The organism is Streptomyces pristinaespiralis, assembly GCF_001278075.1.
Taxonomy (GTDB): domain Bacteria; phylum Actinomycetota; class Actinomycetes; order Streptomycetales; family Streptomycetaceae; genus Streptomyces; species Streptomyces pristinaespiralis.
Window position 1 is genome coordinate 6741679 of the sequence record NZ_CP011340.1, and the last position, 24009, is coordinate 6765687.

The window sequence follows — 24009 nt, forward strand, 5'->3', positions numbered from 1 at the left end:
CGCGGGGAGGCGGAACACGGGGCTGCGGGGAGGCGGAACACGGGGCTGCGGGGAGGCGGAACACGGGGCTGCGGGGAGGCGGAACACGGGGCTGCGGGGAGGCTCGGGGAATGTGTCGTACGCATGTTCGAAACTGGTCTATGGTTGGAGGTGGGGGAGGTGAGAACGACTGATTCAGGAGGTGCGGATGCCTTACTTCACGCATCTGCACACCGTTTCCGGGTTCTCCGTGCGATACGGCGCCTCCCACCCGGAGCGGCTGGCCGGCCGCGCCGCCGAGCGCGGCATGGACGCCCTCGCGCTGACCGACCGCGACACCCTCGCGGGCGCGGTCCGTTTCGTCACCGCCTGCGCCAAGGAAGGCGTACGTCCGCTGTTCGGGGTGGACCTCGCGGTGGGGGAGCGGGCGCGGCAGGAGGGGCCCGCCGAGCGGCGCCGTACGCCGGTGCGCGGCGGAGCGTTCGTCGACGAGTCCGCGCCCCGCACCGTCTTCCTGGCCCGCGACCGCCGCGGCTGGGCCGACCTGTGCCGGATGGTCACCGCCGCCCACGCCACCGACCCGCGCAGCCCCCTGCTGCCCTGGGACGACAACCACGGCGACGGGCTGACCGTGCTGCTCGGCCCGTCGTCCGAGGTGGGCGGGGCACTGGCCGCCGGCCGCCCCGACCGCGCGGCCAAGCTGCTCGCCCCCTGGCGTGAGCGGTACGGCGACCGGCTCCGGCTGGAGGTCGTGCACCACGGCGGGGGCGGTACCGGTCCCGGCTCGCTGCGCCATGCCGCCCGTACCCTCGGCCTCGCCGCCGAGCAGGGCGTACGGGCCGTGCTGACCAACGCCGTCCGCTACGCCGACCCCGGCCAGGGCCCGGTCGCGGACGTCCTCGACGCCGCCCGCCGCCTGGTGCCCATCGACCCCCGCAAGGGCCTCGACAGCGGTGAGCGCTGGCTGAAGGACCCGGCGGCGATGGCCGTCCTCGCCGGCCGGGTCGCGGAGGCCGCCGGGTTCCGGCGCGAGCTCGCGCACCGGCTGCTCGCCATGACGGAGGAGACGGCCGCCGAATGTCTGGTCGATCCCGAGGACGATCTCGGGATCGGCAGCGTCCACTTCCCGGAGCCGGCCCTCGTCGGTGCCGAGTACCGCACCGCACAGCGGGTGCTGGCCTCCCGCGCCGCCGCCGGAATGGTGCTGCGCGGTTACGACGGGCGGCGCGAGTACTGGGAGCGGATGCACCACGAGCTGGACATCATCGCCCACCACGGCTTCGCCTCCTACTTCCTGACGGTCGCTCAGGTGGTGGACGACGTGAAGGGCATGGGCATCAGGGTCGCGGCGCGCGGTTCCGGTGCCGGCTCCCTGGTCAACCACCTCCTCGGCATCGCGCACGCCGACCCGGTCGAGCACGGACTGCTGATGGAGCGCTTCCTGTCCAAGCGGCGGCGCGTCCTGCCCGACATCGACATCGACGTGGAGTCCGCCCGCCGGCTCGAGGTCTACCGGAAGATCATCGGCCGCTTCGGCGAGGAGCGGGTCGCGACCGTCGCCATGCCCGAGACCTACCGGGTCCGGCACGCGATCCGGGACGTGGGAGCCGCCCTGTCCATGGACCCGGCGGAGATCGACAAGCTCGCCAAGTCCTTCCCGCACATCCGGGCCCGCGACGCCCGCGCGGCCCTGGCCGAACTGCCGGAACTGCGGGAGGTGGCAACGGAGTCGAAGCGGCGGGAACGGATGTGGGAACTGGTCGAGGCGCTGGACGCGCTGCCCCGCGGGGTCGCCATGCACCCGTGCGGCGTGCTGCTCTCCGACGCCTCGCTGCTCACCCGCACACCGGTGGTGCCGACCAGCGGCGAAGGCTTCCCCATGTCCCAGTTCGACAAGGACGACGTGGAGGAGCTCGGGCTGCTCAAGCTCGACGTCCTCGGGGTGCGGATGCAGTCGGCGATGGCGCACGCGGTCGCCGAGGTGCGCAGGGCCACCGGCGAGGAGGTCGACGTCGACGCCGTGCCGCCGGGCGACCCGGCCACCTACCGGCTCATCAGGTCGACCGAGACGCTGGGCTGCTTCCAGATCGAGTCGCCAGGCCAGCGCGACCTGGTGGGGCGGCTTCAGCCGGAGACCTTCGGCGACCTGGTCGTCGACATCTCACTGTTCCGTCCGGGGCCGGTCGCGGCCGACATGGTGCGGCCGTTCATCGAGGCCAGGCACGGCCGGGCACCCGCCCGCTATCCGCATCCCGACCTGGAGGGGCCGCTGCGTCAGACGTACGGAGTGGTCGTCTTCCACGAGCAGATCATCGAGATCCTGGACATCATGACCGGCTGCGGCCGGGACGAGGCCGACCGGGTGCGGCGCGGTCTCTCCGACCCCGAGTCGCAGGGGAAGATCAAGACGTGGTTCGCGCGGAACGCCGGGGCCAAGGGGTACGCGCCCGAGGTGATCGGCCGGGCCTGGGAGATCATCGAGGCCTTCGGGTCGTACGGCTTCTGCAAGGCGCACGCGGTCGCGTTCGCCGTGCCCACGTACCAGTCGGCCTGGCTCAAGGCGCACCACCCGGCGGCCTTCTACGCCGGGCTGCTCACCCACGACCCCGGGATGTATCCGAAGCGGCTGCTGCTGGCGGACGCGCGGCGGCGCGGGGTCCCGGTGCTGCCGCTGGATGTGAACCGGTCGGCGGTCGCACACAGAATCGAACTGGTGTCTGATGACGTGTCGTCCCGGGCCTCCGCGGGGGCCGGTGGCGGCTCCCGTGGCGGCTCCGTTCCTGCCGCCGACGCCCGTTCCGGCCAAGGCCGTTGGGGACTGCGGCTCGCGCTCTCCGACGTCCACGGCATCAGCGAGGCGGAGGCGGCGCGCATCGAGGCGGGGCAGCCGTACTCCTCGTTGCTGGACTTCTGGCAGCGGGCCTGCCCCTCACGGCCGGTCGCCGAGCGGCTGGCCCAGGTCGGGGCGCTCGACGCCTTCGGCGCCAACCGCCGCGATCTGCTGCTGCACCTCGCCGAACTGCACCGCACCCGGCGCGGCGCCGCGTCCTACGGCAGCCAGCTCCCGCTGGCCCAGGGGCAGAAGACCGCGCCGGTCGGGCTGCCCGACCTGGGGGACGCGGAACGCCTCAGTGCCGAGCTGGGCGTGCTCGGCATGGACGCCTCCCGCCATCTGATGGCGGACCACCATGCCTTCCTGGCCGAGCTCGGCGTGCTCTCCGCGCAGCGGCTGCGCGATGCCCCGCACGGACGGACGGTGCTCGTCGCGGGCGCCAAGGCGGCGACCCAGACACCGCCGATCCGCTCCGGCAGGCGGGTCATCTTCACCACGCTCGACGACGGCAGCGGCCTGGTGGACCTCGCCTTCTTCGACGACAGCCACGCCGCCTGCGCCCACACCGTCTTCCACTCCTGGCTGCTGCTGGTGCGCGGTGTGGTGCAGCGGCGCGGACCGCGCAGCCTCAGCGTGGTCGGCTCGGCCGCCTGGAACCTGGCGGAGCTGGTGGAACTGCGGCGCACCGGCGGCCTCGACGCGGTCGCCGCCCGGCTGGCCGCCCCGGCGCCGGAGCCGGACGGCGGGAACGGGTCCGACAACGGCCGCCGGATCCAGCTGCCGACGGGCTACGAGCTCAACCCCTGGGCGGATCTCAAGCCCGCCGGTGAAGGGGCCGCGGGCGGAAGGAAGTTGTGGCATCAGAGTCCCGGGAGTGCCGGATGATCCTCTACGTGCGTTTCCTGCTGTCGCCCATGTACGAGGCGGCGCTGCCCGCGCTGCTCGCCGTGGCCGAGGACATCAGCCCCGTCGTCCAGGCGCTGCCGCCGGACGCCGCACTCGTCGACGTCCGGGGCGCGGAGCGGTACTTCGGGCGGGACGCGGCGCAGCTCGCCTCACTGCTGCGGGTGCGGGCGCTCGCGCACTGCGGCGTGGACTGTGTCATCGGCGCCGGACCCGTACCCATGATCGCCCGGATGGCCGCGCGCGAGGCGGTGCCGGGTACGACCCTGGTGGTGACGGAGGAGGAGACCGCGGCCTTCCTGGACGGCAGGCCGGTCGCCGCGCTCGACGGGGTGGGCCCGGTGACCGCTCGCACCCTGTGCGCGTACGGTCTCGACTCCGCGGGTCGTGTCGCCGGCGCGCCGCTCGCCGTGATCCAGCGGATCCTGGGCGCGCGGGCCGGGCGCGAGGTGTGGGAACGGGCCCGCGGCATCGACCGTACGGCGGTCGTCCCGAACGCCCTCTCACGCTCGATGGCCGCCGAACGGTCCTTCGGACTGGACGAGTTGGACCAGATCGAGCACCGGCGGGCGCTGCTCTCGCTCGCGGAGGAGCTGGGATCGCGGATGCGGGGCGAGCGTCAGGTCTGCAGGTCCCTGACGCTCACCGTGCGCTATGCCGACCGTTCCACGACCACCCGTACCCGCACCCTGCGGGAACCCACCGCCCACTCGGCGGCGCTCGCCGACACCGCGTACGCGCTCCATGAGGTACTGGGGCTCCAGCGGGCCAGGGTGCGGGGACTGTCGCTGCGCGCCGAGGACCTGACGGCGGCCGAACGGGCGGCGCGGCAGCTGACGTTCGACCCCGCCGACGAGCGGGCGCGCCGGATCGAGGAGGTCGCGGACCGGGCGCGCGCGAAGTTCGGTCCCGGGGCGGTCGTGCCGGGATCGCTGGCGGCGTAGTACCCGCGCGCCCGTCGGCCGGATCCGCCGCCGCGCTCGGCGGGCGGGCCCATAGCAGATCCGGTCCGCAAGAAGGGGCAGTCTTTACCGACGCGTAACTTCCCAGGTCCGGTTACCCGCGCGTAAGTTGACGTGAGCACAACGAATCCAGCCATCGCAACTCCCTTGAGCCGCAAGGAGACTGATCGATGCTGCCTTGGAAACGTGCGCTCAGACCACTGTCAGCCCTCATGCTCGCAGTGGCCGTCGCCCTCACCCCGGCCGCCACCGCCACCGCGGACACCACCACTGCCGCCCCCAGCAGTGGCTGGAACGACTACGACTGCAAGCCCTCCGCCGCCCATCCCCGCCCCGTCGTCCTCGTCCACGGAACCCTCGGCAACTCCGTCGACAACTGGCTCGTCCTCGCCCCGTACCTGGTGAAGCGCGGCTACTGCGTCTTCTCCCTCGACTACGGGCAGCTCCCGGGCGTGCCCTTCTTCCACGGTCTCGGCCCCGTCGACAAGTCGGCGGAGCAACTCGACGCCTACGTCGACAAGGTGCTCGCCGCCACCGGCGCGCCCGAGGCGGACATCGTCGGTCACTCCCAGGGCGGCATGATGCCGCGCTACTACCTCAAGTTCCTGGGCGGGGCCGCCAAGGTGAACGCCCTCGTCGGCATCGCCCCGAGCAACCACGGCACCGACCTGAACGGTTTCACCGCGCTGCTGCCGTACTTCCCCGGCGCGGCGGACCTGCTCGGCCGGCACACCCCCGCCCTCGCCGACCAGGTCACCGGCTCGGCCTTCCTCACCCGGCTCAACGCGGACGGTGACACCGTGGCCGGTGTGCGCTACACGGTCATCGCCACCCGCTACGACGAGGTGGTGACCCCCTGGCGGTCGCAGTACCTCAGCGGGCCGAACGTCCGCAACGTACTGCTCCAGGACCTCTGTCCGCTCGACCTGTCGGAGCACGTCGCGATCGGCGTGTTCGATCTGATCGCCTACCACGAGGTGGCCAACGCGCTCGACCCGGCGCACGCCACACCCACCACCTGCGCGTCCGTTTTCGGCTGACGCGGCGCACACAAAAAGGGCTGCCGCCCGTCCCGGTGTCCCGGGACGGGCGGCAGCTCACCGCGTCACCCTCAGCGGCTGTGACGTCCGCCGGCCGCCACGGTCCTGCGACGGCCCAGCCCGAACAGCGCCGCGGCGCCGACCGCGAGCGCCGCCGCGCCGCCGATCGCCAGGTAGGTGGTGCTGCTGTCACCACCCGTCGCGGCGAGGTTCTCACCCGACGTCTCCGGGGCGGCCGGGGCGGCCGCCGGCTCGTCGGCGGCCTTCGCCTCCGGGGCGTTCTCCGCGGGCTGCTCCGCGGGCTTCCCGGCGTCCGTGCCGGCGTCCGTGCCCGCGTCCGTGCCCGCGCCCGCCGGCTCACCGTGGTCGTCACCGCCGTGGCCGCCGTGGTCGACCGTGGACTTCTCGGCACCCTGCTCGATGTCCTGCTCCGAGGGCGCGCTCGCGGACGGGGCCGGCGCATTGCCACCGCTGTCCTTGCCGAAGACCACGTCGGAGCAGGTGTAGAAGGCCTCGGGGGAGTCCGAGCGCTGCCAGATCGAATACACCAGGTGCCGGCCCGACTTGTTCGGCACGATGCCGTCGAAGACGTACGCGCCGTTCTCCAGCGCGGGATTGGTGACCTTCGCGAACGGCTTCTCCTCGAGGTCCGACCACTTCAGCGGCTTCGTGGGGTCGTAGCCGTCCTTCGTCAGATACAGCTCGAAGGTGCCCTTGTGCGGCGCGGTCGCCTTGTAACGGAAGGTGTGGTTGCCGGAGGCGAGCGCCGAGGACGGCCAGTCGGCGCGCGGCAGGTCGAGCCCCTTGTACTTGTCGCGGCCCGCGCTGCACAGCTTGCCGTCCGGTATCAACTGCTTGTGGTTCCCCGCCGCGTTGGCGATGTTGACCTCGTTCCAGTCGTACAGCGGCTGCGTCCCGCCCGCCGCGACCAGCGCCTTGCACGCCGCCGAGTCCGGGCTCTCCGGCCCCTCCGCGAAACAGGCGGAGATCCGGCTGACCGGGTCCGTCATCGATCCGTGCGCGGACGCCGGCGCCGTGGCGAGACCGGCGAGGGCGAGCGGCGCGAGGCCGAGCGCGGCGACCGTGGTGACCTTGCGGCGAGCGGTCATGGGGACGTTCTCCTTAAGGCGGCTATGGGGGGTGGCCGAGGCCGGTTCGAGCAGGCGGCGCGGCCCCCCGCGGACTACGGCGCCGACTGCTCGAACCGACCCCGGCGATCAGCAAGTTAGCCGCTCCCGACACCTGAGATCGCCTGCTGGGCGGGGGTGCGCCGATCCTTATGGCGCTCTTAAGGCGACGCTAAGCAGCCGCTGAGGATGCGGGCGGCGGCGACGGTGGCGCGCCCGTCCCAGGACGAAGCGCAGACCTCACATCGCCGGTGCGGCACGCTTCGTGTAGGAGGTGATCATCACCGTCTCCACGCGGTCGACGCCCTCGAGCGAGCCGATGCGGTCGGTCAGGTAGGTGTGCAGAGCGCCGGCGTCACGGCAGACGGCGATCGCGATCAGGTTGTGGGGCCCGGTCGTGCTGCCCACGAAGGCCGCTTCGGGATCACCCGCCAGGGTCCGGGCGATGCCGTCGAGCCGGGCGGGCACGACGGTCAGCCAGAGCAGACACTGCACGAAGAAGCCGAACAGACCCGAGTCGACCTCGACGTCGAACTGAAGAACGCCCGACCGGCGCAGCTCGTCCAGGCGGCGGCGGACGGCGGACTCCGACCAGCCGACGTGCCGGGCGAGTTCCGGGTAGGCGGCACGGCCGTCCGCGGCGAGGGCGGGCAACAGGCGGTGGTCGAGATCGGTCAGGGCGACCGGAGCGTTCTCCGTGGTGACAGCCGGCCTCAGCGCGGTGATCTGCTCGTCGCTGAGCGCCGAGGTCCGGCCGATCCAGCGGTGGCTCATCACCGGGCGCAACAGCCGCTGCGCGTCGACCTGCGTGACCTGCGGAAGACGGCCCAGCGCACCGAGGGGCGCCGGCCCCTCCCCGGCGACACGGAAGATGCAGATGACCTCGGTACCGCTGGAAGCAACGGTCACCCAGGCGGTGTCGGGGCGACGGGCCAGCGCGTGCGCGAGCGGGGCGACGGCGGGAGGCAGGGCACGCAGGCGCACCAGCCATTCGGCATGCCCGACGCGGTGGCTGCTGGTCACGCCGGCCACTCGCGCGGTCCCCGTGCGGCGGAGCCTGCTGAAACGGCGGGCCACGGTGCGGTCGGAGACACCGAGCACGTCGGCGATCCTGCTGAAGGCGGCGCGTCCGTCGAGTTGGAGAGCGTGCAGGAGCCGCAGATCGATTACGTCCAGCGTGGCCGAATCCACCGGACCAGTGTAGGTCGATGTCGGAAAGCGGCGTAGCGACGGCAGTTGGCGGTCCCGGGGCGGGTGGCCGACGGAGCATCGATCCCATGACAGGCGACATCCACGGCATCCATCACACCGGAATACTGACCCGCGACCTGGACGGTCCGGAGCGGGCCTACACCTCCTTCGGGTTCACCCTCAGCCCTCGATCGCGGCACCTGCTGGCCGGGCGGCCCGGCGAGGAGCCGGTGCCCGGCTGCACCGCCAACCGGTGCGCGCTGTTCGGCACCTCGTACATCGAACTCCTCGGCATCGTCGACGAGTCGGCCCCCGACCCCTGGCACACCAGGGCCATGGCCGACGAGTACGAGGGCTTCCGGCTGCTCAACCTCGACACCGCCGACGCGGAGGCCGCCCACCGCCGACTTGCCGACGCCGCCCTGCGCACCTCGGGCGTGCTGGACCTGGAACGCGACGTCAACACCGAGGAAGGACCACGCACGGTTCGTGCCCGCGCCGTTCACGTCGACCCTCGTTCGACCCCGGAGGGACATCTCGGCATCGCCCAGCACCTCACCCGCCGGTACGTACACCAGCCACGCCATCTCGAGCATCAGAACGGCGCCCGCGGTCTCGGTGCCGTTCTGATGGTGGCCGACGACGCCGAGTTCGATGCGATCACCGACCGGTACGCACGCCTCCTGCAGACCGCCCCCGGGGCCGAAGGCCCGCTCACCGTGCTCGACGCGGGGGCCGCGAGGCTGCAGATCGTCCGGGCGACGGACGCCGGCGAGGTGCTTCCCGGGGAACCGGTCCCGGCCCCCTCGTACCTGGCGGCCATGACCATCCTGGTCGACGACGTCGCCCACGCCCGCGGGATCGTGGAGGAGAGCGGCACGCCGACCAGGCCGGCCGGGGACGGGTTCTTCGTCTCCGCGCGCCACGCGTACGGAGCCGGCCTGTTCTTCACCGCCGGCTGACCGGTTCGGCGGACGCGGCCCGTACGCACGCGGCGCGTCCGGCACCCGTCATCCGCAGTCGACCCCCGAGCGCCGGGAGACGACCGTCGCCCCGCTCGTCCCGCACGTCTCGTCCCGTCGGAGGACACCCATGTTCGGAACTCTCCTGCTGCTCGCCTGCCCGGCGGCCGGCTTCCGTCTCCTCGGCAAGTTCGGCATCGGCCGGTTCGCAACCTGGCGGGCCGCGGTCACGCACGGCCTCGCCGTCATGCTGGTCTTCACCGCGGCGGCGCACTTCAACCCGGTGAGCACGGTCATGATGCCCGGTCACGAGGATCTGGTCGCCATGGTGCCGCCCTTCGTCCCCTTCCCCCGGGCGGCGGTCCACCTGACCGGCGTGCTTGAACTCCTCGGCGCCGCTGGGCTCGTGCGTGCCGAGACACGGCCGGCGGCCGGTGGCGGCCTGGCGGTGCTCTTCGTACTGATGCTCCCGGCGAACATCTTCGCCGCCGTCGAGGACATCCCTCTGGGCGGCGACCCCGCCACGCCGTTGTGGTTCAGGGTTCCCGAGCAGTTGGTCTTCATCGCCGTCGCGCTGTGGGCGGGCGGCCCGCGACGCAGCCGGTCCTTCGGCTCGTCGATGCCGGGGCGGGGGAGCGGGACGCTGGTGAGACCGGGCCGATAGCTTGAGTCTCCTTCCGGGGGAGACACCAAGGTGGGGGCATGGACGACGGCGACACGTTTCTCGCGATCGGTGAGCTGGCCCGGCGGACCGGTTTCACGGTCAAGGCCATCAGGTTCTACTCGGATCGCGGGATCGTGCCGCCGGCCGGACGCAGCCCGGCCGGCTACCGCCTCTACAGCCCGGACGCCATCTCCCGTCTCGGTCTCGTGCGGACTCTGCGCGACCTGGGGCTGGACCTCGCCACCATTCGCAAGGTGATGGACCGGGAGCGCTCACTGCCGGAGGTGGCGGCGGCCCACGCCGATGCGCTCGCGGTGCAGATCCGCGTCCTGGGCATGCGGCGCGCGGTGCTGATGACGGTGGCCGAACGCGGCTCCACCCCTGAGGAGACAGCTCTCATGCACACGTTGGCACAGCTTTCGGAAGACGGACGCAGGCGCCTGATCGGCGACTTCCTGGGCGCCGTCTTCGAGGACCTCGGCCACTGCCCGGGCCTGGCGGGGGCCATGCGGTCGATGACGCCGGAACTGCCGGGCGACCCCGGTCCGGAGCAGATCCGGGCGTGGGTGGAACTGGCCGAACTGTCCCAGGACCCGCAGTTCCGGACCGCCGTCCGACGGTCGGTCGAGGACCTGGCAGCCCAGTACGCCCAGACCGGCGCCCGGCCCCCGCAGCGGGACCTCGGCGCGACCGTCCGTGACCTGGTCGGCCCCGCTCTGGACGATGGGGTGGGACCGGAGTCACCCGAAGCCGATCCGGTCGTCGCGGCGCTCACGGCACACGGTGCGAACGTCCTGAACCGTGCCGACGACGTCGAGCTCCGCCGTCATCTGCTGGCGCGGCTGGAGACGTTGCACAACGGCCGCAGGGACCGGTACTTCGAACTGTTGGCGGTCATCAACGGCTGGCCGGCTCCGGAGCGTCTCGGGCCGGTGCTCGCATGGTCCGTCCAGGCCCTGCGGGTCCGGCTGCCGGACAGCGGCTGACCGGCCGGCCGCGCGCCGTGCCGGGACGGCGTCCTCTCGTGGCAGCCCCGGCGGCACCAGCAACTCCCGAGCCCGGAGGCCGCCCGGTCCGGCGCGCCACGTCGTCCGGAATGCGGACGTCCGGCCGGATGCGACCGTCATACGCCCGCCGTACGGTGGGGACCGCACCGGGGGCCACCGACATCGGGAGAGGGCATGGACGGGGAGATCTCGTTCTTCGAACTGGGCGTCGCCGACTCCGAGCGGGCCCGGACCTTCTACGCCGGGCTGTTCGGCTGGACCTTCGAGGCCGGGACGACGGAGGGCGGCGGCTACTCGATCCGCACCCCCGGTGTCCCCGGCGGAGTGCACGGAGGGGACCCCGGAGCCGGACCGTACGTCTTCTTCCGGGTCGACGACGTGCAGGCGGCGGTCGCCCGCGTGCGCGATCTCGGCGGCACGGTCGACGACGTCGATCTCGGCGGCGACGAGGACACGGTCGCCCGCTTCGGCCGCTTCCAGCTGTGCCACGACGACCAGGGCTCACCCTTCGGCCTCCACCAGGCGCCGGCCGGCGCCTGACCCGCTCGCTGCGAAGACGCGACGCCCCGCGTCAGCCGATGCGGCGGTAGCGGCGCTCTGGGCGGCCCGTACCGCCGTAGCGGAGTGTCACCTCGGCCCGGCCCGTCTCCGCGAAGTACTCCAGGTACCGCCGCGCGCTCACCCGTGACAGGGAGCCCGCCGCCGCGCACTCCGAGGCCGAGAGATCGCCCGGGTGCTCCCGCAGGATGCGCTCCACCAGCTCCGCCGTGTGCGGCGCGAGGCCCTTGGGCAGCTCGCGGGAGCCGGGCGGGCGGGTGCCGAAGATCTGGTCCACGTCCTCCTGGCGCGCCTCGTCCAGCCGGTCGAGGCGCGAGCGCAGCGCCGCCACATGCCGGAGCTGCTCGTGCAGCGCGGCCTGGTTGAACGGCTTGATCAGGTAGTGCAGCGCGCCCGCCCGCAGCGCGGAGCGGACCACCGCCGCGTCCCGTGCGGCCGTGATGAACAGGGCGTCGGCGCTCGGCCGGTCCGGATCCCGCTCCTCCGCCGCCCGCAGCTCGCGCAGCACCGTGACCCCGTCCATGTCGGGCAGGTAGATGTCGAGCAGCACGAGGTCGGGCCGCAGCCGCTCCGCGGCACGCAGCGCCTCACCGCCGCTGTGGGCCACCCCGACGACCGTGAAGCCCTCCGCCTGGGACACATAGCGGCTGTGCAGCTTCGCGACCATGAAGTCGTCGTCCACCACCAGCACCTTTGTCACGCCGACACGCTAAGCCGCGACCACAAGGACCACAACGTCCGTTGATTCCGGAAGAGAGACAGCTTCTTAACGCGCAGGCAACATGTGGGCCACTTCACACATCTACGACGAGAGGCGATCCCGTGCGACTGCGCACCCCCATTGCCCTGCTCGGGGCGGCACTGCTGGTGCTCGTGGGGCCGCCGCTGCTCACCTCGGGCAGCGGAGCGGAAACCGGTACCCAGATCCCGGGTCTGCGGTTCATGGTTCCCAACACCCCCGGCGGCGGTTACGACATCACCGCCCGCACGGCCGCCAAGAACGCCGAGGACGCAGGGCTCACCCCCAACATCGAGGTCTTCAACCTGCCCGGCGCCGGCGGCACCGTCGGCCTGACCCGGCTCGTCGGCGAGCACGGGAACGGCAAGCTGGCCATGTCCATGGGCCTCGGCGTCGTCGGCGCCGTACACACCAACAAGTCGCCGAAGACCCTCGCCGACACCACACCGATCGCCCGGCTCACGGAGGAGCAGGACATCGTGGTGGTCGCCAAGGACTCCCCGTACAAGGACATCGGCCAGCTCGTCGAGGCGTGGAAGAAGAACCCCGGCAAGCTTCCGGTCGGCGGCGGGTCCTCGCCCGGCGGGCCCGACCACCTCGCGCCCATGCTGATGGCGCAGGCCGCGGGGATCGCGCCGAAGTCCGTCAACTACATCCCCTTCGACGGCGGCGGTGAGCTGCTCGCCTCCATCCTCGGCAACAAGGTCGCCTTCGGGGTCTCCGGCGTCGGCGAGTACCTCGACCAGATCAAGTCGGGCGAGCTGCGGCTGCTGGCCGTGACCGGACCGAAGCGCGTCCCCGGTCTGGACGCGCCCACCCTGCGCGAGGCCGGGCTCGACACCGAGTTCACCAACTGGCGCGGCATCGTGGCCCCGCCGGGCCTCACCGACGGCGAGCGCGACAAGCTCATCGGCCTGGTCACGAAGCTGCACGAATCGGAGCAGTGGCAGGAATCCATGAAGAAGAACGGCTGGGACGACGCCTTCCTCACCGGCGACAAGTTCGGCGACTTCCTCGACCAGCAGGACGACAGCGTCGACCAGGTGCTGAAGGAGCTGGGACTGTGAGCTCGACCGGATCCACCACAGGGGCCACGGACCGGCGTTCCTGGCTGCGCGAACACTCCGAACTCGGTGTCGGCGTGCTGCTCCTCGTCATCGGCGTCCTCGTCCTCACCGACGCGCTCACCATGGACGTCGACATCACCCAGCGCGGGCCCGTCGGGCCCACGACCGTGCCGATCGCCGTCGGTATCGGCCTGCTGGTCGTCGCCGTCCTCCTCGCCGTCGACGTGCTGAGAGGCGGCCGCGGCGAGGCGGAGGGCGGCGAGGACATCGACCTCTCCGAGCCCGGCGACTGGCGGACCGTGCTGCTGCTCGCCGGTGTGTTCCTCGCGAACGCGGTCCTCATAGGACCGCTCGGCTTCCCGATCTCCGGGGCGCTGCTCTTCTGGGGCTCCGCCTACGCGCTCGGCAGCCGGCGCATCGACCGTGATCCGCTGATCGCGGCCGTCCTCTCCGTCGTCACCTACTTCGTCTTCAACAATCTGCTCGGCGTCCCGCTGCCCGGCGGCCCGCTGATGGGAGTGCTCTGATGGATTCCCTGAACTCCCTTCTCGACGGCTTCGGGACGGCGCTCACCCCGATCAACCTGCTCTGGGCGGCGATCGGCGTGCTGCTCGGCACCGCCATCGGCGTGCTGCCCGGCATCGGCCCGGCCATGGCGGTGGCACTGCTGCTGCCGGTGACGTACGGGCTGGAGCCGACCGGCGCGTTCATCATGTTCGCCGGCATCTACTACGGCGCCATGTTCGGCGGCTCCACGACGTCGATCCTGCTCAACACGCCCGGAGAGAGCGCGGCCGTCGTCGCCGCGATCGAGGGCAACCCGATGGCCAAGGCGGGACGCGGCGCCCAGGCGCTGGCCGCCGCGGCGGGCGGCCACTTCGCCGGCGGCCTGATCGGCACGATCCTGCTGGTCGCGCTCGCGCCGACCGTGGCCGACCTCGCCGTCGACATCGGCGCGCCCGACTACTTCGCCATCATGGTGCTGGCGTTCATCGCGGTCACCTCTGTCCTCGGCTCTTCGAGGATCCGCGGCCTCGCCTCCCTGCTGATCGGTCTCACCCTCGGTCTCGTCGGTCTCGACCAGATGACCGGCCAGCAGCGCCTCACCTTCGGCTCCCTCCAGCTCGCTGACGGCATCGACGTCGTCATCGTCGCGGTCGGCCTCTTCGCCATCGGCGAGGCCCTGTGGGTCGCCGCCCATCTGCGGCGCTCCAGCGGCGACGCGATCCCGGTCGGCCGGCCGTGGCTGGCGAAGTCCGATGTGAAGCGCACCTGGAAGCCGTGGCTGCGCGGCCCCGTCATCGGCTTCCCGTTCGGCGCGATCCCGGCGGGCGGTGCGGAGATCCCCACCTTCCTGTCGTACGTCACGGAGAAGCGGCTCTCCAAGCACAAGGACGAGTTCGGCAAGGGCGCCATCGAGGGCGTGGCCGGGCCGGAGTCCGCGGCCTCCGCCTCGGCGGCCGGCACGCTCGTCTCCATGCTCACGCTCGGTCTGCCCACGACCGCCGTCGCGGCGGTCATGCTGGCCGCCTTCCAGCAGTACGGCATCCAGCCCGGACCGCTGCTCTTCGAACGCGAACCGGACCTGGTGTGGGGCCTGATCGCCTCGCTGTTCGTCGGCATGGTGCTGCTGCTCGCGCTGAACCTGCCGCTCGCGCCGCTCTGGGCGAAGCTGCTGCGCATCCCGCGCCCGTACCTGTACGCCGGCATCCTGTTCTTCGCGGCGGTCGGCGCGTACGCGGTCGGCGGCGAGGCCATCGACCTGGTGATCCTGCTGATCATCGGTCTCATCGGCTTCGGTATGCGGCGCTACGGGCTTCCCGTGCTGCCCGCCGTCATCGGTGTGATCCTCGGCCCCGCCGCCGAGCAGCAGCTGCGGCGGGCGCTCCAGATCAGCGACGGCAGCGCCGCCGGGCTCGTCGACACACCGTTCTCGGTGACGGTCTACGCCGTGATCGTGGTGCTGCTGGCCTGGCCGTGGCTGAAGAGGCTGTTCGTCAGGAACCGTTCGGCCGCCTAGGGACGGACCGATGGAGTGAGGGGCGGGCCACGACCGTGGCCCGCCCCTCACCGTGTCACCGGTCCAGCAACTGCGTGAGGCTGCCGTCCCGGGCCCGCTGCTCCAGCTCGTCGAGGGCGCGTACGGCCTCGGCCGCCGCCTTCGGGTCGCGCTCGCGCAGACCGCTCTCCTCGAACTCGTCCTCGTCCAGCCGCAGGATCTCCTTGCCGTCCGCCGACACCCACAGGTCCAGGTCCAGGTCCTCGACGCTCAGTCCGCCGCCCTCCGCCGGCTCGGCGGGCCGTGTGATGTCGCAGTACCAGCCCTTGAGCACGCCGTCGCCCGTGCGGACCTCCTTCACCGAGTACCAGCGGTCCCGCCAGTAGTGCTCGGTGAACACATCGCCCGGCTCGAAGCGTACGAACCCGAAGTCACGCACCCCCGGAGCCGCCCACAGGGCGCGGACCGTCACATGGGTGCCGTCGTCGGCGAGCAGGTCCGCCGGATAGCGGATCTTCGTCGCCCCCGCCTTGACCAGCCGTACCTCAATCGAGGGTGCGGACATGGCGGACCTCCGACGCGCAGATCTCGTACCCGAACCACTTGTTGATGGCGAGCATGGGACCGTTCTCGCCGTCGTTGCTCGTGAACGCGTCGGTGTAACCCGCCGCGCGGGCGCGGCGCAGCGAGTCGGTCTTCGCGAGCTTGGCGTACCCCTTGCCGCGGTGGGCGCGCAGTGTGCCCGTCATGCCGGACAGATAGCGGGTGCCGCCGTCCGTCATGGCCGCCGTGTACGCGGCGACCTCGCCGTCGGCCATCACGACGGTGCTCAGCCGCCGGTCGAGCAGCGGGAAGTTCCAGGTGTGGTTCAGCCAGTCGTCGTAGTCGTCGAAGTCGGTGGGGATGTCGCTCGGCTCGTCCGAGGTGGCCTCCGCGTCCGCCTCGAACATCGGCCGCGGGTCCGCCTCGAAGTCGGCCGCGGTCCGCAGTTCCACGCCCGGGGGCAGGGCCGGCGGTTCCGGGAGCGGCCCGTTCGTCAGATCGAGGCGCTGGAAGTGCGCCGAGCGTGTCGGCCGGTAGCCGCGCTTCTCGGCGAACGCGAGGTTCCGCGGCTCCTTCAGGACCCACGCGTACACCCGCGTCGCGCCCTCCGCCCCGAGATGTTCCTCCGCGACGCGCAGCAGCAGCCCGCCCGCGCCGTGGCCCAGGTGACCGGGATGGACGTGCGGGGTGACGAACGCCTGCCCGGGCTCGGCCGCGTCGTACGCGATACCGACATGGGCCGTGCCGATCAGCTCCCCGTCCTTCTCGGCCACCAACAGCCGGTACTTCTTCGCCGGGTTGGCGTTCTCGACCTCGAAGAGGACCGACTCCGGCGTCATCACCTCGAACGGCAGGCACGCGCGACGCACCCGCGTCACGGCCTCGGCGTCCTCAGGGCGGAAATCACGGACGATCACAGTCATGGGCAAGGACGGTACGCGCCGACGGGCACGATCGCCCGGGAATTACGGGGCGGTGCGAGAATCGGCCGGTGACCTTGAACATCACCATCGACGCCGACGCGCCCGACGCTCCTTACGAGCAACTGCGTGCGCAGATCTCCGAACAGGCGCGCACGGGCGTGCTCCCCGTGGGCCACCGGCTGCCGACCGTCCGCGGGCTCGCGGAGGAACTCGGGCTCGCGGCCAACACCGTCGCGAAGGCGTACCGGGCGCTGGAGGGCGACGGCGTCATCGAGACGCGCGGCCGCAACGGCACGTTCGTCGCGGCTGCGGGCGACGCGGCGGAGCGGCGGGCGGCGGCGGCCGCGACGCAGTACGCGGCCGAGGCACGCCGCCTCGGGCTGAACCGCGAGGCGGCGGGAGCGGCGGTGGAGACGGCGCTGCGGGTGGCGTACGAGAGGGAGCGGTGACGCGGACGCCGCCTGTGGCGGGTGTTCTTCCCTCCCGGCCCCTTCCCGGTACCGCGCTCCGCGCGGTGATCCCGGTCGCCGGACAGGCCCGAGCAGCCCGGCGGGGTGGGGGTCGTGAACTGCTGCTGCGTGACCGTGTATGTGTGAGTGCTGGCGTGTAGGGGTGAGTTGTTGTGGTGTGTGAGGGCTCGCGGGGTGGACGGGGGTTCGTTTGTCGAATGGGTGACCTTTGCGGGGGCTTGTCGTTGGGGGTGGTGGCGGGTGTGTGTGGTCCGGTACGGAGGGGGTGGACACGGTGGGCGGTCTGCGGGAGGTGGTGGCGCCGTTCGTGGTCACCGGACCTTCGGGTGTGGCGGTCCGTGACCGGCTGAAGGGCCTCACTCCGGAGGATGAGGAGGTGCTGCGGCTGGTGGGTGCGCATCTCGGGTCGCTGGCCTCGCGTGATCTCAAGGTCCGCTGCGCTGACGGCCTGGAGCACGACAGCGAGTCGTGGGCGGTCCGGAAGCGGGAGTTGACGGGGGTGTCGTCGTCGCGGTGGGCGGGGTCGATCACGAAGGCCACGCACGATCAGTGGGCGCTGGCCCGGCGCGGGCAGGCCGCGCACATTCAGGGCCTCGAAGCCGGGATCAGGACGATTGCGCACCGGTTGTCGCTGCCGGTCGGGGCGAAGGGCTCGAAGCGTGCCGCGGGTGGTTACCGTTCGCGGCGGGAGTGGCATGCCAAGGCCCGGCGGCTGCGGGTGCTGGAGGACCGTCTTGGGCGGGTGCGGGCTGATTGGGACGCGGGTCGGGTGCGTGTGGTGCGCGGCGGCCGACGGCTGGCCCGTACCCGGCATCACCTTGTCGATGCGGGGCTGACCGAGGCCGAGTGGCGCCGGCGGTGGGAGGCCGGGCGCTGGTTCTTCCAGGCGGATGGTGAGTCGGGGAAGAGGTTCGGCAACGAGACGATCCGCGTCACCCCCGAAGGTGAGGTGTCGATCAAGCTCCCGGCACCGCTGGCACATCTGGCGAACGCCGCGCACGGCAAGTACGTCCTCGCCACAAAGGTCTCCTTCGCGCACCGGGGCACCGAGTGGGCGGACCGGGTGGCAGCGCACCGGGCGGTGGCCTACCGCATCCACCACGACACCGGACGCGACCGCTGGTACGTCACCGCCTCCTGGCAGATCCCACCCACCCCTACCGTTCCGCTCGAGGCCGCCCTCGCCCACGGCGTGATCGGCGTGGACACCAACGCCGACCACCTCGCCGCCTGGCGCCTGGACACCCACGGCAACCCCATCGGCAACCCGCGCCGGTTCTTCTACACCCTGACCGGCAGCGCCCCCCACCGCGACGCCCAAGTCCGCCACGCCCTCACCCGCCTCCTGCACTGGGCCAAGGCCTGCGGCGTGAAAGCGATCGCGGTCGAGGACCTCGACTTCCAGGCCGAGAAGACCAGAGAGAAGCACGGGCGCAGGCGAAGGTTCCGGCAGCTGATCTCCGGCATGCCCACCGGACGCCTCCGCGCCCGCCTCGTCTCCATGGCCGACGCCACCGGCATCACGATCATCGCCGTCGACCCCGCCTACACATCCAAATGGGGCGCCCAGCACTGGCAGAAGCCCCTCACCAGCACCACCCGCAAGACCAGCCGTCACGATGCGGCAAGCATCGCGATCGGCAGACGCGCCCAAGGGCACCCGATCCGGCGACGGACGACACCGCCCCCGCACGACCAGAGCGATCGTGCGGGGCATCGGACCGTCCAGGCCGACCGGCGTGCGCTTGGGCGTGAGGAACCCCGCCCCCGCATCCCCGGACCACGCACACGATGCGTGCCCCCGGACGCGGAACGAACGCGGGCAACCAGGGCACCCAACACCGTTCGGGGTGCCCGCAGCGACCAGGAATGAGTCCAAGACTCACTCCTGCTCACTGAATAGGAACGGTCAGAGATAGAGGCCCGCGTCCGGGCCCGGGGTCTGGGAGGGGACCGACGCCGGAGTCGTCCCGCGGCGGAGCGCGTACAGCTCCGCCAGCGTCGCGCCCTCCCTGTTCACGCCCTTCTCCGTGCCGAGCCAGGCCACCGATTCCTCGCGGGTCAGCGGGCCGACCTCGATGCGCGCCAGGCAGCGGCCGGGGCGGACGACCGCCGGGTGGAGGCGTTCGAGGTCCTCGTTGGTGGTGACGCCCACCAGGACGTTGCGGCCCTGGCCGAGCAGACCGTCCGTCAGGTTGAGCAGGCGGGACAGCGCCTGGCCGGCCGTGTGCCGCGCCTCGCCGCGGATCAGCTCGTCGCAGTCCTCCAGCAGGAGCAGCCGCCAGCGGCCCTTGGAGGTGCCCTCGTCCTCGCCGATCGCGATGTCCATCAGATAGCCGACGTCGTTGAACAGCCGCTCCGGGTCCAGGACGCAGTCGACCTGGCACCAGTCGCGCCAGGAGCGGGCCAGGGTCCGCAGCGCGGACGTCTTGCCCGTGCCGGGCGGGCCGTGGAGCAGCAGCAGCCGGCCCGCGATGTCGTCGGGGGTGACCTTCATCAGCCGGTCCATCGCGTCGGCGACGGGCGCGGTGTAGTTCGCCCGGACCTCTTCCCATGTGCCGGCCGCGATCTGACGTGTCGTACGGTGCGGGCCACGCCGCGGCGAGACGTACCAGAAGCCCATGGTCACGTTCTCGGGCTGCGGCTCCGGCTCGTCGGCCACGCCGTCGGTGGCCTCCTTGAGGGTCTTCTCCGCGAGCTCGGAGCTGACCGCGGTGACGGTGACGTCCGCGCCGCGGTTCCAGCGGGAGATCAGCAGCGTCCAGCCGTCGCCCTCGGCGAGCGTGGCGCTGCGGTCGTCGTCGCGCGCCGAGCGCAGCACCGTCGCCCCTGACGGCAGCATCGTCGCGCCGGGTTTGACCCGGTCGATCGAGGAACTGAACGAGTACGGCTGCTCGCCCGTCGCGAAGCGGCCGAGGAACAGCGCGTCGATGACGTCAGAGGGTGAATCACTGTCGTCGACGTTGAGCCGGATCGGCAGCGCGTCCTGAGGGTTGGCAGACATGGCGCCCATGATCCGGCACGCTCCCCGCCGCCGCACCGTGTTTTGCCCGGTGCGGCGGCACCGGCCCGCTCGGCCGGGCGGGCGGCGCCGACCCGCTCAGCGGTGCGGGCGGCGTGGACGGGTCTTCTTTTTGACAGGGGATCAGCCCCTGTGTGCGGTGCTGTCCCAACCGCCCCACTGACTCGTCGGTAACAATTCTTGGCATGGACACTTCCGGTGAACTCTGTCCCCTGGTACGAAAGTTGAGGCAGAGATCCTGCTATAGGGAGGTTCCATGAAACTGTCCCGAGCCGCGGCATTCTCATCCTCACTCCTCCTCGGCGTCGTGCTCGCTCTCACCGGAGCGGGCCAGGCGCAGGCCGACCAGACCACGCAGTCCGTGGACTACGTGGCCCTGGGCGACTCCTACTCCTCCGGCGTGGGAGCCGGCAGCTACGACAGCGCGAGCGGCAACTGCAAGCGCAGCACCCGGGCGTTCCCCACGCTCTGGGCCAACGCGAACTCACCCTCGTCGTTCGCCTTCACGGCTTGCTCGGGCGCCCGTACGGGTGATGTCACGGCGAGTCAGCTCGGCCCCCTCAACTCGTCCACCGATCTCGTCTCCATCACCGTCGGCGGCAATGACGCGGGCTTCGCCGACGTCATGACCACCTGCGTCCTGCAGTCCGAATCCACCTGTCTGAACCGGATCGCGCAGGCGAAGGCGTACGTCGACTCCACGCTGCCGGGGAAGCTCGACCAGGTGTACTCGGCGATCAGTGCCAAGGCCCCGGCGGCGCGGGTCGTCGTCCTCGGCTATCCCCGTTTCTACAAGCTGGGCGGCAGTTGCATCGCCGGCCTCAGCGAGAACGAGCGGTCCGCCATCAACGGCGCCGCCGACCACCTCAACACGGCGATCGCCAAGCGCGCGGCCGACCACGGCTACGGCTTCGCCGGCGTCGTGGGGGCGTTCACCGGCCATGAGATCTGCTCCGGCTCCGCCTGGCTGCACAGCGTCAACTGGCTGAACATCGGGGAGTCGTACCACCCGACCGCGGCCGGCCAGTCCGGCGGCTATCTGCCCGTGTTCGATTCCAACGCCTGACGGCTTTCCGCCCTGCCGTCAGTACCTCACCACGGCCGGTGCGCGGGTTCCCCGTGCGCCGGCCGTGATGCTCCGGGCGGCCCGCGTCTCAGACTCCCTTGGCCACCAGCCAGACGAGGGCGACGACGAAGAGCAGCAGCAGTGCCACCCCCACGGCCAGGACCGTCGTGGCCCGTCTCGAGTCGTCGCTCTGCGGCGCGACCGCGGTGGTCACGGCCGCGGATCGCCCGGGAGACGGCTCCGGCGCGGACGCCGGCCCGGACTCCGGTGCGGCCGGGGACGTGGTCGCCGACACCGGCGCGTCCGTACGCACACCACCGCCCGCGCTCGCCAGACGCAACCGGTGCTCGGCCTCAGCGGCGTCGAGCCGCTCCGCCGGATTGCGGTGCAGCAGTTCCGTGACGACCGCTCCCAGAGTGTCCACCCTGCCCGGCTCCGCCTGACCGCCGCGGCCGTGGTCCTCGCCGAACGCGGACCGCCCCTCCGTCGCCGCGTGCAGCATCGCCCCGAGCGACCACAGGTCCGACTCCGGCCCGGGGTCGCGGCCCGCCAGGACCTCCGGGGCGCCGAACCCGGGGGAGTCGCGGGCCGTCAGCGCGCCGAAGCCGGTGACCATCACCCGGCCGTCGTTGGCGATCAGTACGTTCGACGGCTGCACGTCCAGGTGCAGCACGCCCGCGGCGTGCGCCGCCCGCAGGGCCGCCAGCACCTCCGCCCCGATATGGGCGGCACGGCGGGACGGCAGCGGGCCCTCCGCGTCGAGAACGTCGGAGAGGGAGAGCCCGCGCACCAGTTCCATCACGATCCACGGCCGGCCGTCCTCCGTCGCCACGTCGTGGACGGCGACCACGTTGCGGTGCGAGACCCGGCCCGCGGCCCGGGCCGCGTTCTCCAGGTGCTCGTACAGATCCCGGACGTCCCCGGGGCCGAGCGGGACCGGGGGTCTGACCTCCCTGACCGCGACCTGACGGCCGAGCACCTCGTCGCGGGCGAGCCACACGACGCCCGTACCGTCCTCGTCCAGCGGGCTCAGCAGGTGGTAGCGGCCCGCGACCAGCCGCACCGCTCCCGGCACGTCGCTCATGGTGAGCCCCCTGTCCGCGACCCGGAGCCGCAAGCCGGTGGAAATCACTTCAAGCTAACTCAACTACAGTCGTTTCAAGAGTCGTTGATTGGTCATCAGTACGAAGGAAGACCGGAAGTCGCACGCACGCTGTCCAACTCGCCCTGGAATCAGCCGCATTCGAAGAGTAGTTGTCAACCCGCGTACGGGTGTGGTGAATCATGGAGGCGGGATACACGGGTGTCCCGACGGGGAGATAGGGTTAACCTGCCCGGGCCGGGTGCCTCGTACGGGTGGGGAGTGACATGGAACAGATAACAGTGCGCAGCAGGGCGCGTGTGCCTGCCATCACATGCGGGAGCGGTGCGACGAGTTCGCGTCTCGACCGGCACCTCTCGGTGCTCGGCGGGCCGGCCGTCCCGCAGGTCGAGGCGGCGGAGGCGACACTGCTGATGCGTGAACTGACCTCGCGCGACGTGACGCGCAGCCACCGGAGCAAGAGTGCGCGAGTGTCGCTCTTCGCGCCGCTGCGCCGGCTCCGTCGTTCACTGTTCGGCAGCCGCGGCTGACCCGAGCCCTCCGGCCGAACCACCCACGGCTCTCAGGCGTCGGGACGACCGCGCCCACCCCGCTCAGGCGACCACACCGTCCCGGCGCAGCAGCGTTGCCGCCTCATCCGTCATCCCCAGGCCCCGCAGCAGCGCGTCCGTGTGCTCACCCAGACCGGGAATCGCCCCCATCCGAGCCGGCTCCCCGCCCGGCAGCGTGATCGGGGGCAGCATCGCCTTCAACGGCCCCACCGGTGAGGCGACCTCACGCCACCGGTCCCGTGCCGCGAGCTGCGGATGGCCGGCCACGTCCGTCATGCCGTTCAGCCGTGCGCAGGCGATTCCCGCCGCCTCCAGCCGTGCGACCGCGTCCGCCGTGTCCAGCCCCGCCAGCGCCTTGGCCACCGCCGCGTCCGTCCGCTCACGGTTCGCCGTACGGGCCCTGTTGGTCGCGAAGCCGGGATCGAGGGCCAGCTCCGGCCGGCCGAGGACCTGTTCGGCGAGCCGCCGCCACTCGCGGTCGTTCTGCACCGACAGCAGCACCTGACCGCCGTCGGCGGTCGGATAGGCGTCGTACGGGGAGATGACGGCGTGCGCGAGCCCCGTGCGGGCCGGCGGCTCGCCCCCGTGCATCCCGTGGTGCAGCGGATGCCCCATCCACTCGGCGAGCGCCTCCAGCATGGAGATCTCCACGACGCCGCCGCGGCCGGTCGTCCCCCTGCGCAACAGGGCGGCGAGCACCCCGGAGAACGCGTACATGGCCGCGGCGATGTCGGCCGCGGGAACGCCCGCCTTCACCGGCTCCTGGGCCGTCCCGGTCACGGACACCAGCCCCGCCTCGCACTGCACGAGCATGTCGTAGGCACGCTTGTGCGCGTACGGGCCGCCGGAGCCGTAGCCGGAGATGTCGACGGCGACCAGCCTCGGATGCGTCTCGCACAGGGTGGCGGCGTCCAGTCGGAGCCGGGCCGCCGCGCCCTGCGCGAGGTTCTGCACGAACACGTCGGCGCCGGCGACCAGCCGGTGCACGATGTCGAGACCGCGGGGATCCTTCAGGTCGACCGCGATGGACTCCTTGCCCCGGTTGCACCACACGAAGTGCGAGGCCAGACCGCGGGCGGCGGTGTCGTAACCGCGGGCGAAGTCCCCGCCGTCCGGCCGCTCGACCTTGATCACCCGGGCGCCGAGGTCGGCGAGCTGGCGGGTCGCGAACGGGGCGGAGACGGCTTGCTCGACGGCGACGACGGTGATGCCGTCGAGGGGGAGCGGCAGGGGTGACGGCGGCAGTGGGCTCATGACAGCCGTGCATATCGTGTAGATGGCACCTTTGTCACCACCACCGG

The 24009-nt window shown here is 71.9% G+C and carries 22 protein-coding genes; 14 read left to right on the top strand and 8 right to left on the bottom strand.

What is annotated here, in order from left to right:
- The first annotated feature begins 187 nt into the window (after positions 1-187).
- From SPRI_RS28810 to SPRI_RS28820, 3 genes are all read left to right on the top strand, one after another.
- Positions 188-3697 carry a DNA polymerase III subunit alpha gene (locus SPRI_RS28810; RefSeq protein ID WP_037775098.1) on the top strand — a complete coding sequence of 1170 codons (3510 nt, stop codon included), beginning with the start codon at positions 188-190 and terminating at the stop codon, positions 3695-3697.
- Positions 3694-4659, top strand: coding sequence for a DNA polymerase Y family protein (locus SPRI_RS28815; RefSeq protein ID WP_005319336.1), 966 nt, complete (start codon positions 3694-3696; stop codon positions 4657-4659). Before SPRI_RS28810 ends, SPRI_RS28815 begins: the two co-directional genes overlap by 4 nt.
- A 188-nt stretch (positions 4660-4847) precedes the next feature.
- Positions 4848-5717: an esterase/lipase family protein gene (locus tag SPRI_RS28820; RefSeq protein ID WP_005319337.1), complete on the top strand. Its 870-nt coding sequence runs from the start codon at positions 4848-4850 to the stop codon at positions 5715-5717.
- Between the two features lie 71 nt (positions 5718-5788).
- Here SPRI_RS28820 and SPRI_RS28825 read toward each other — a convergent pair whose 3' ends face one another.
- Together SPRI_RS28825 and SPRI_RS28830 are read right to left on the bottom strand one after the other, a co-directional pair.
- On the bottom strand, positions 5789-6826 hold the full coding sequence (locus SPRI_RS28825) for a lytic polysaccharide monooxygenase auxiliary activity family 9 protein (protein WP_053557474.1): 1038 nt from the start codon (positions 6824-6826) through the stop codon (positions 5789-5791).
- 258 nt (positions 6827-7084) lie between these two features.
- Positions 7085-8035 (bottom strand): Lrp/AsnC family transcriptional regulator, encoded by a 951-nt coding sequence (locus SPRI_RS28830; RefSeq protein ID WP_005319341.1) that lies wholly within the window; start codon positions 8033-8035, stop codon positions 7085-7087.
- Positions 8036-8121: 86 nt separating this feature from the next.
- Between SPRI_RS28830 and SPRI_RS28835 the strand changes: the two genes are divergently transcribed.
- The 4 genes from SPRI_RS28835 to SPRI_RS28850 all read left to right on the top strand — a co-directional run bounded on the left by SPRI_RS28835 (position 8122) and on the right by SPRI_RS28850 (position 11208).
- Positions 8122-8997, top strand: coding sequence for a VOC family protein (locus SPRI_RS28835; protein WP_037775100.1), 876 nt, complete (start codon positions 8122-8124; stop codon positions 8995-8997).
- A 130-nt stretch (positions 8998-9127) separates the two neighbouring features.
- Positions 9128-9661 carry a DoxX family protein gene (locus tag SPRI_RS28840; protein WP_005319345.1) on the top strand — a complete coding sequence of 178 codons (534 nt, stop codon included), beginning with the start codon at positions 9128-9130 and terminating at the stop codon, positions 9659-9661.
- Between the two features lie 38 nt (positions 9662-9699).
- A complete protein-coding gene (locus SPRI_RS28845; RefSeq protein ID WP_005319347.1) occupies positions 9700-10647 on the top strand; it encodes a MerR family transcriptional regulator in 948 nt (315 codons plus the stop codon).
- Positions 10648-10842: 195 nt separating this feature from the next.
- The gene (locus tag SPRI_RS28850) at positions 10843-11208 is read left to right on the top strand and encodes a VOC family protein (protein ID WP_005319349.1); all 366 of its coding nucleotides are present in this window, start codon (positions 10843-10845) and stop codon (positions 11206-11208) included.
- Between the two features lie 31 nt (positions 11209-11239).
- Here SPRI_RS28850 and SPRI_RS28855 read toward each other — a convergent pair whose 3' ends face one another.
- The gene (locus SPRI_RS28855) at positions 11240-11926 is read right to left on the bottom strand and encodes a response regulator (protein ID WP_005319351.1); all 687 of its coding nucleotides are present in this window, start codon (positions 11924-11926) and stop codon (positions 11240-11242) included.
- A 122-nt stretch (positions 11927-12048) separates the two neighbouring features.
- Here SPRI_RS28855 and SPRI_RS28860 point away from each other — a divergent pair, with 122 nt between their 5' ends.
- The 3 genes from SPRI_RS28860 to SPRI_RS28870 are packed head-to-tail and all read left to right on the top strand — an operon-like array spanning position 12049 to position 15052.
- Positions 12049-13032, top strand: a complete 984-nt coding sequence (locus SPRI_RS28860) for a Bug family tripartite tricarboxylate transporter substrate binding protein (protein WP_005319353.1) — start codon at positions 12049-12051, stop codon at positions 13030-13032.
- Positions 13029-13559 carry a tripartite tricarboxylate transporter TctB family protein gene (locus SPRI_RS28865; protein ID WP_005319355.1) on the top strand — a complete coding sequence of 177 codons (531 nt, stop codon included), beginning with the start codon at positions 13029-13031 and terminating at the stop codon, positions 13557-13559. Before SPRI_RS28860 ends, SPRI_RS28865 begins: the two co-directional genes overlap by 4 nt.
- Complete coding sequence (locus tag SPRI_RS28870) at positions 13559-15052, top strand: tripartite tricarboxylate transporter permease (protein WP_037775103.1); 1494 nt, start codon at positions 13559-13561, stop codon at positions 15050-15052. The genes SPRI_RS28865 and SPRI_RS28870 overlap by 1 nt, the downstream gene beginning before the upstream one ends.
- Before the next feature lie 55 nt (positions 15053-15107).
- On the opposite strand, the gene SPRI_RS28875 is transcribed toward SPRI_RS28870, so the two are convergent.
- The gene (locus SPRI_RS28875; RefSeq protein WP_005319358.1) at positions 15108-15596 is read right to left on the bottom strand and encodes a DUF402 domain-containing protein; all 489 of its coding nucleotides are present in this window, start codon (positions 15594-15596) and stop codon (positions 15108-15110) included.
- Positions 15577-16497: a GNAT family N-acetyltransferase gene (locus SPRI_RS28880; protein WP_037775105.1), complete on the bottom strand. Its 921-nt coding sequence runs from the start codon at positions 16495-16497 to the stop codon at positions 15577-15579. The genes SPRI_RS28875 and SPRI_RS28880 overlap by 20 nt, the downstream gene beginning before the upstream one ends.
- Positions 16498-16565: 68 nt before the next feature.
- Here SPRI_RS28880 and SPRI_RS28885 point away from each other — a divergent pair, with 68 nt between their 5' ends.
- Together SPRI_RS28885 and SPRI_RS28890 are read left to right on the top strand one after the other, a co-directional pair.
- The gene (locus tag SPRI_RS28885; RefSeq protein WP_005319362.1) at positions 16566-16946 is read left to right on the top strand and encodes a GntR family transcriptional regulator; all 381 of its coding nucleotides are present in this window, start codon (positions 16566-16568) and stop codon (positions 16944-16946) included.
- Positions 16947-17241: 295 nt separating this feature from the next.
- Positions 17242-18840: an IS200/IS605 family element transposase accessory protein TnpB gene (locus SPRI_RS28890; protein WP_037777036.1), complete on the top strand. Its 1599-nt coding sequence runs from the start codon at positions 17242-17244 to the stop codon at positions 18838-18840.
- A gap of 36 nt (positions 18841-18876) precedes the next feature.
- Here the strand turns inward: SPRI_RS28890 and SPRI_RS28895 are convergent, their stop codons facing one another.
- The gene (locus tag SPRI_RS28895; RefSeq protein WP_005319366.1) at positions 18877-19971 is read right to left on the bottom strand and encodes a DUF5925 domain-containing protein; all 1095 of its coding nucleotides are present in this window, start codon (positions 19969-19971) and stop codon (positions 18877-18879) included.
- A gap of 274 nt (positions 19972-20245) precedes the next feature.
- Between SPRI_RS28895 and SPRI_RS28900 the strand changes: the two genes are divergently transcribed.
- On the top strand, positions 20246-21055 hold the full coding sequence (locus SPRI_RS28900; protein ID WP_037775107.1) for an SGNH/GDSL hydrolase family protein: 810 nt from the start codon (positions 20246-20248) through the stop codon (positions 21053-21055).
- Between the two features lie 88 nt (positions 21056-21143).
- On the opposite strand, the gene SPRI_RS28905 is transcribed toward SPRI_RS28900, so the two are convergent.
- Positions 21144-22139, bottom strand: coding sequence for a serine/threonine-protein kinase (locus SPRI_RS28905; RefSeq protein ID WP_107082481.1), 996 nt, complete (start codon positions 22137-22139; stop codon positions 21144-21146).
- A gap of 284 nt (positions 22140-22423) precedes the next feature.
- On the opposite strand from SPRI_RS28905, the gene SPRI_RS28910 reads away from it, so the two are divergent.
- A complete protein-coding gene (locus tag SPRI_RS28910) occupies positions 22424-22687 on the top strand; it encodes a hypothetical protein (RefSeq protein WP_005319372.1) in 264 nt (87 codons plus the stop codon).
- Positions 22688-22750: 63 nt separating this feature from the next.
- Here SPRI_RS28910 and SPRI_RS28915 read toward each other — a convergent pair whose 3' ends face one another.
- Entirely contained in the window at positions 22751-23962 is a 1212-nt protein-coding gene (locus tag SPRI_RS28915; protein ID WP_037775108.1) for a CaiB/BaiF CoA transferase family protein, read from the bottom strand.
- Positions 23963-24009 lie beyond the last annotated feature (47 nt).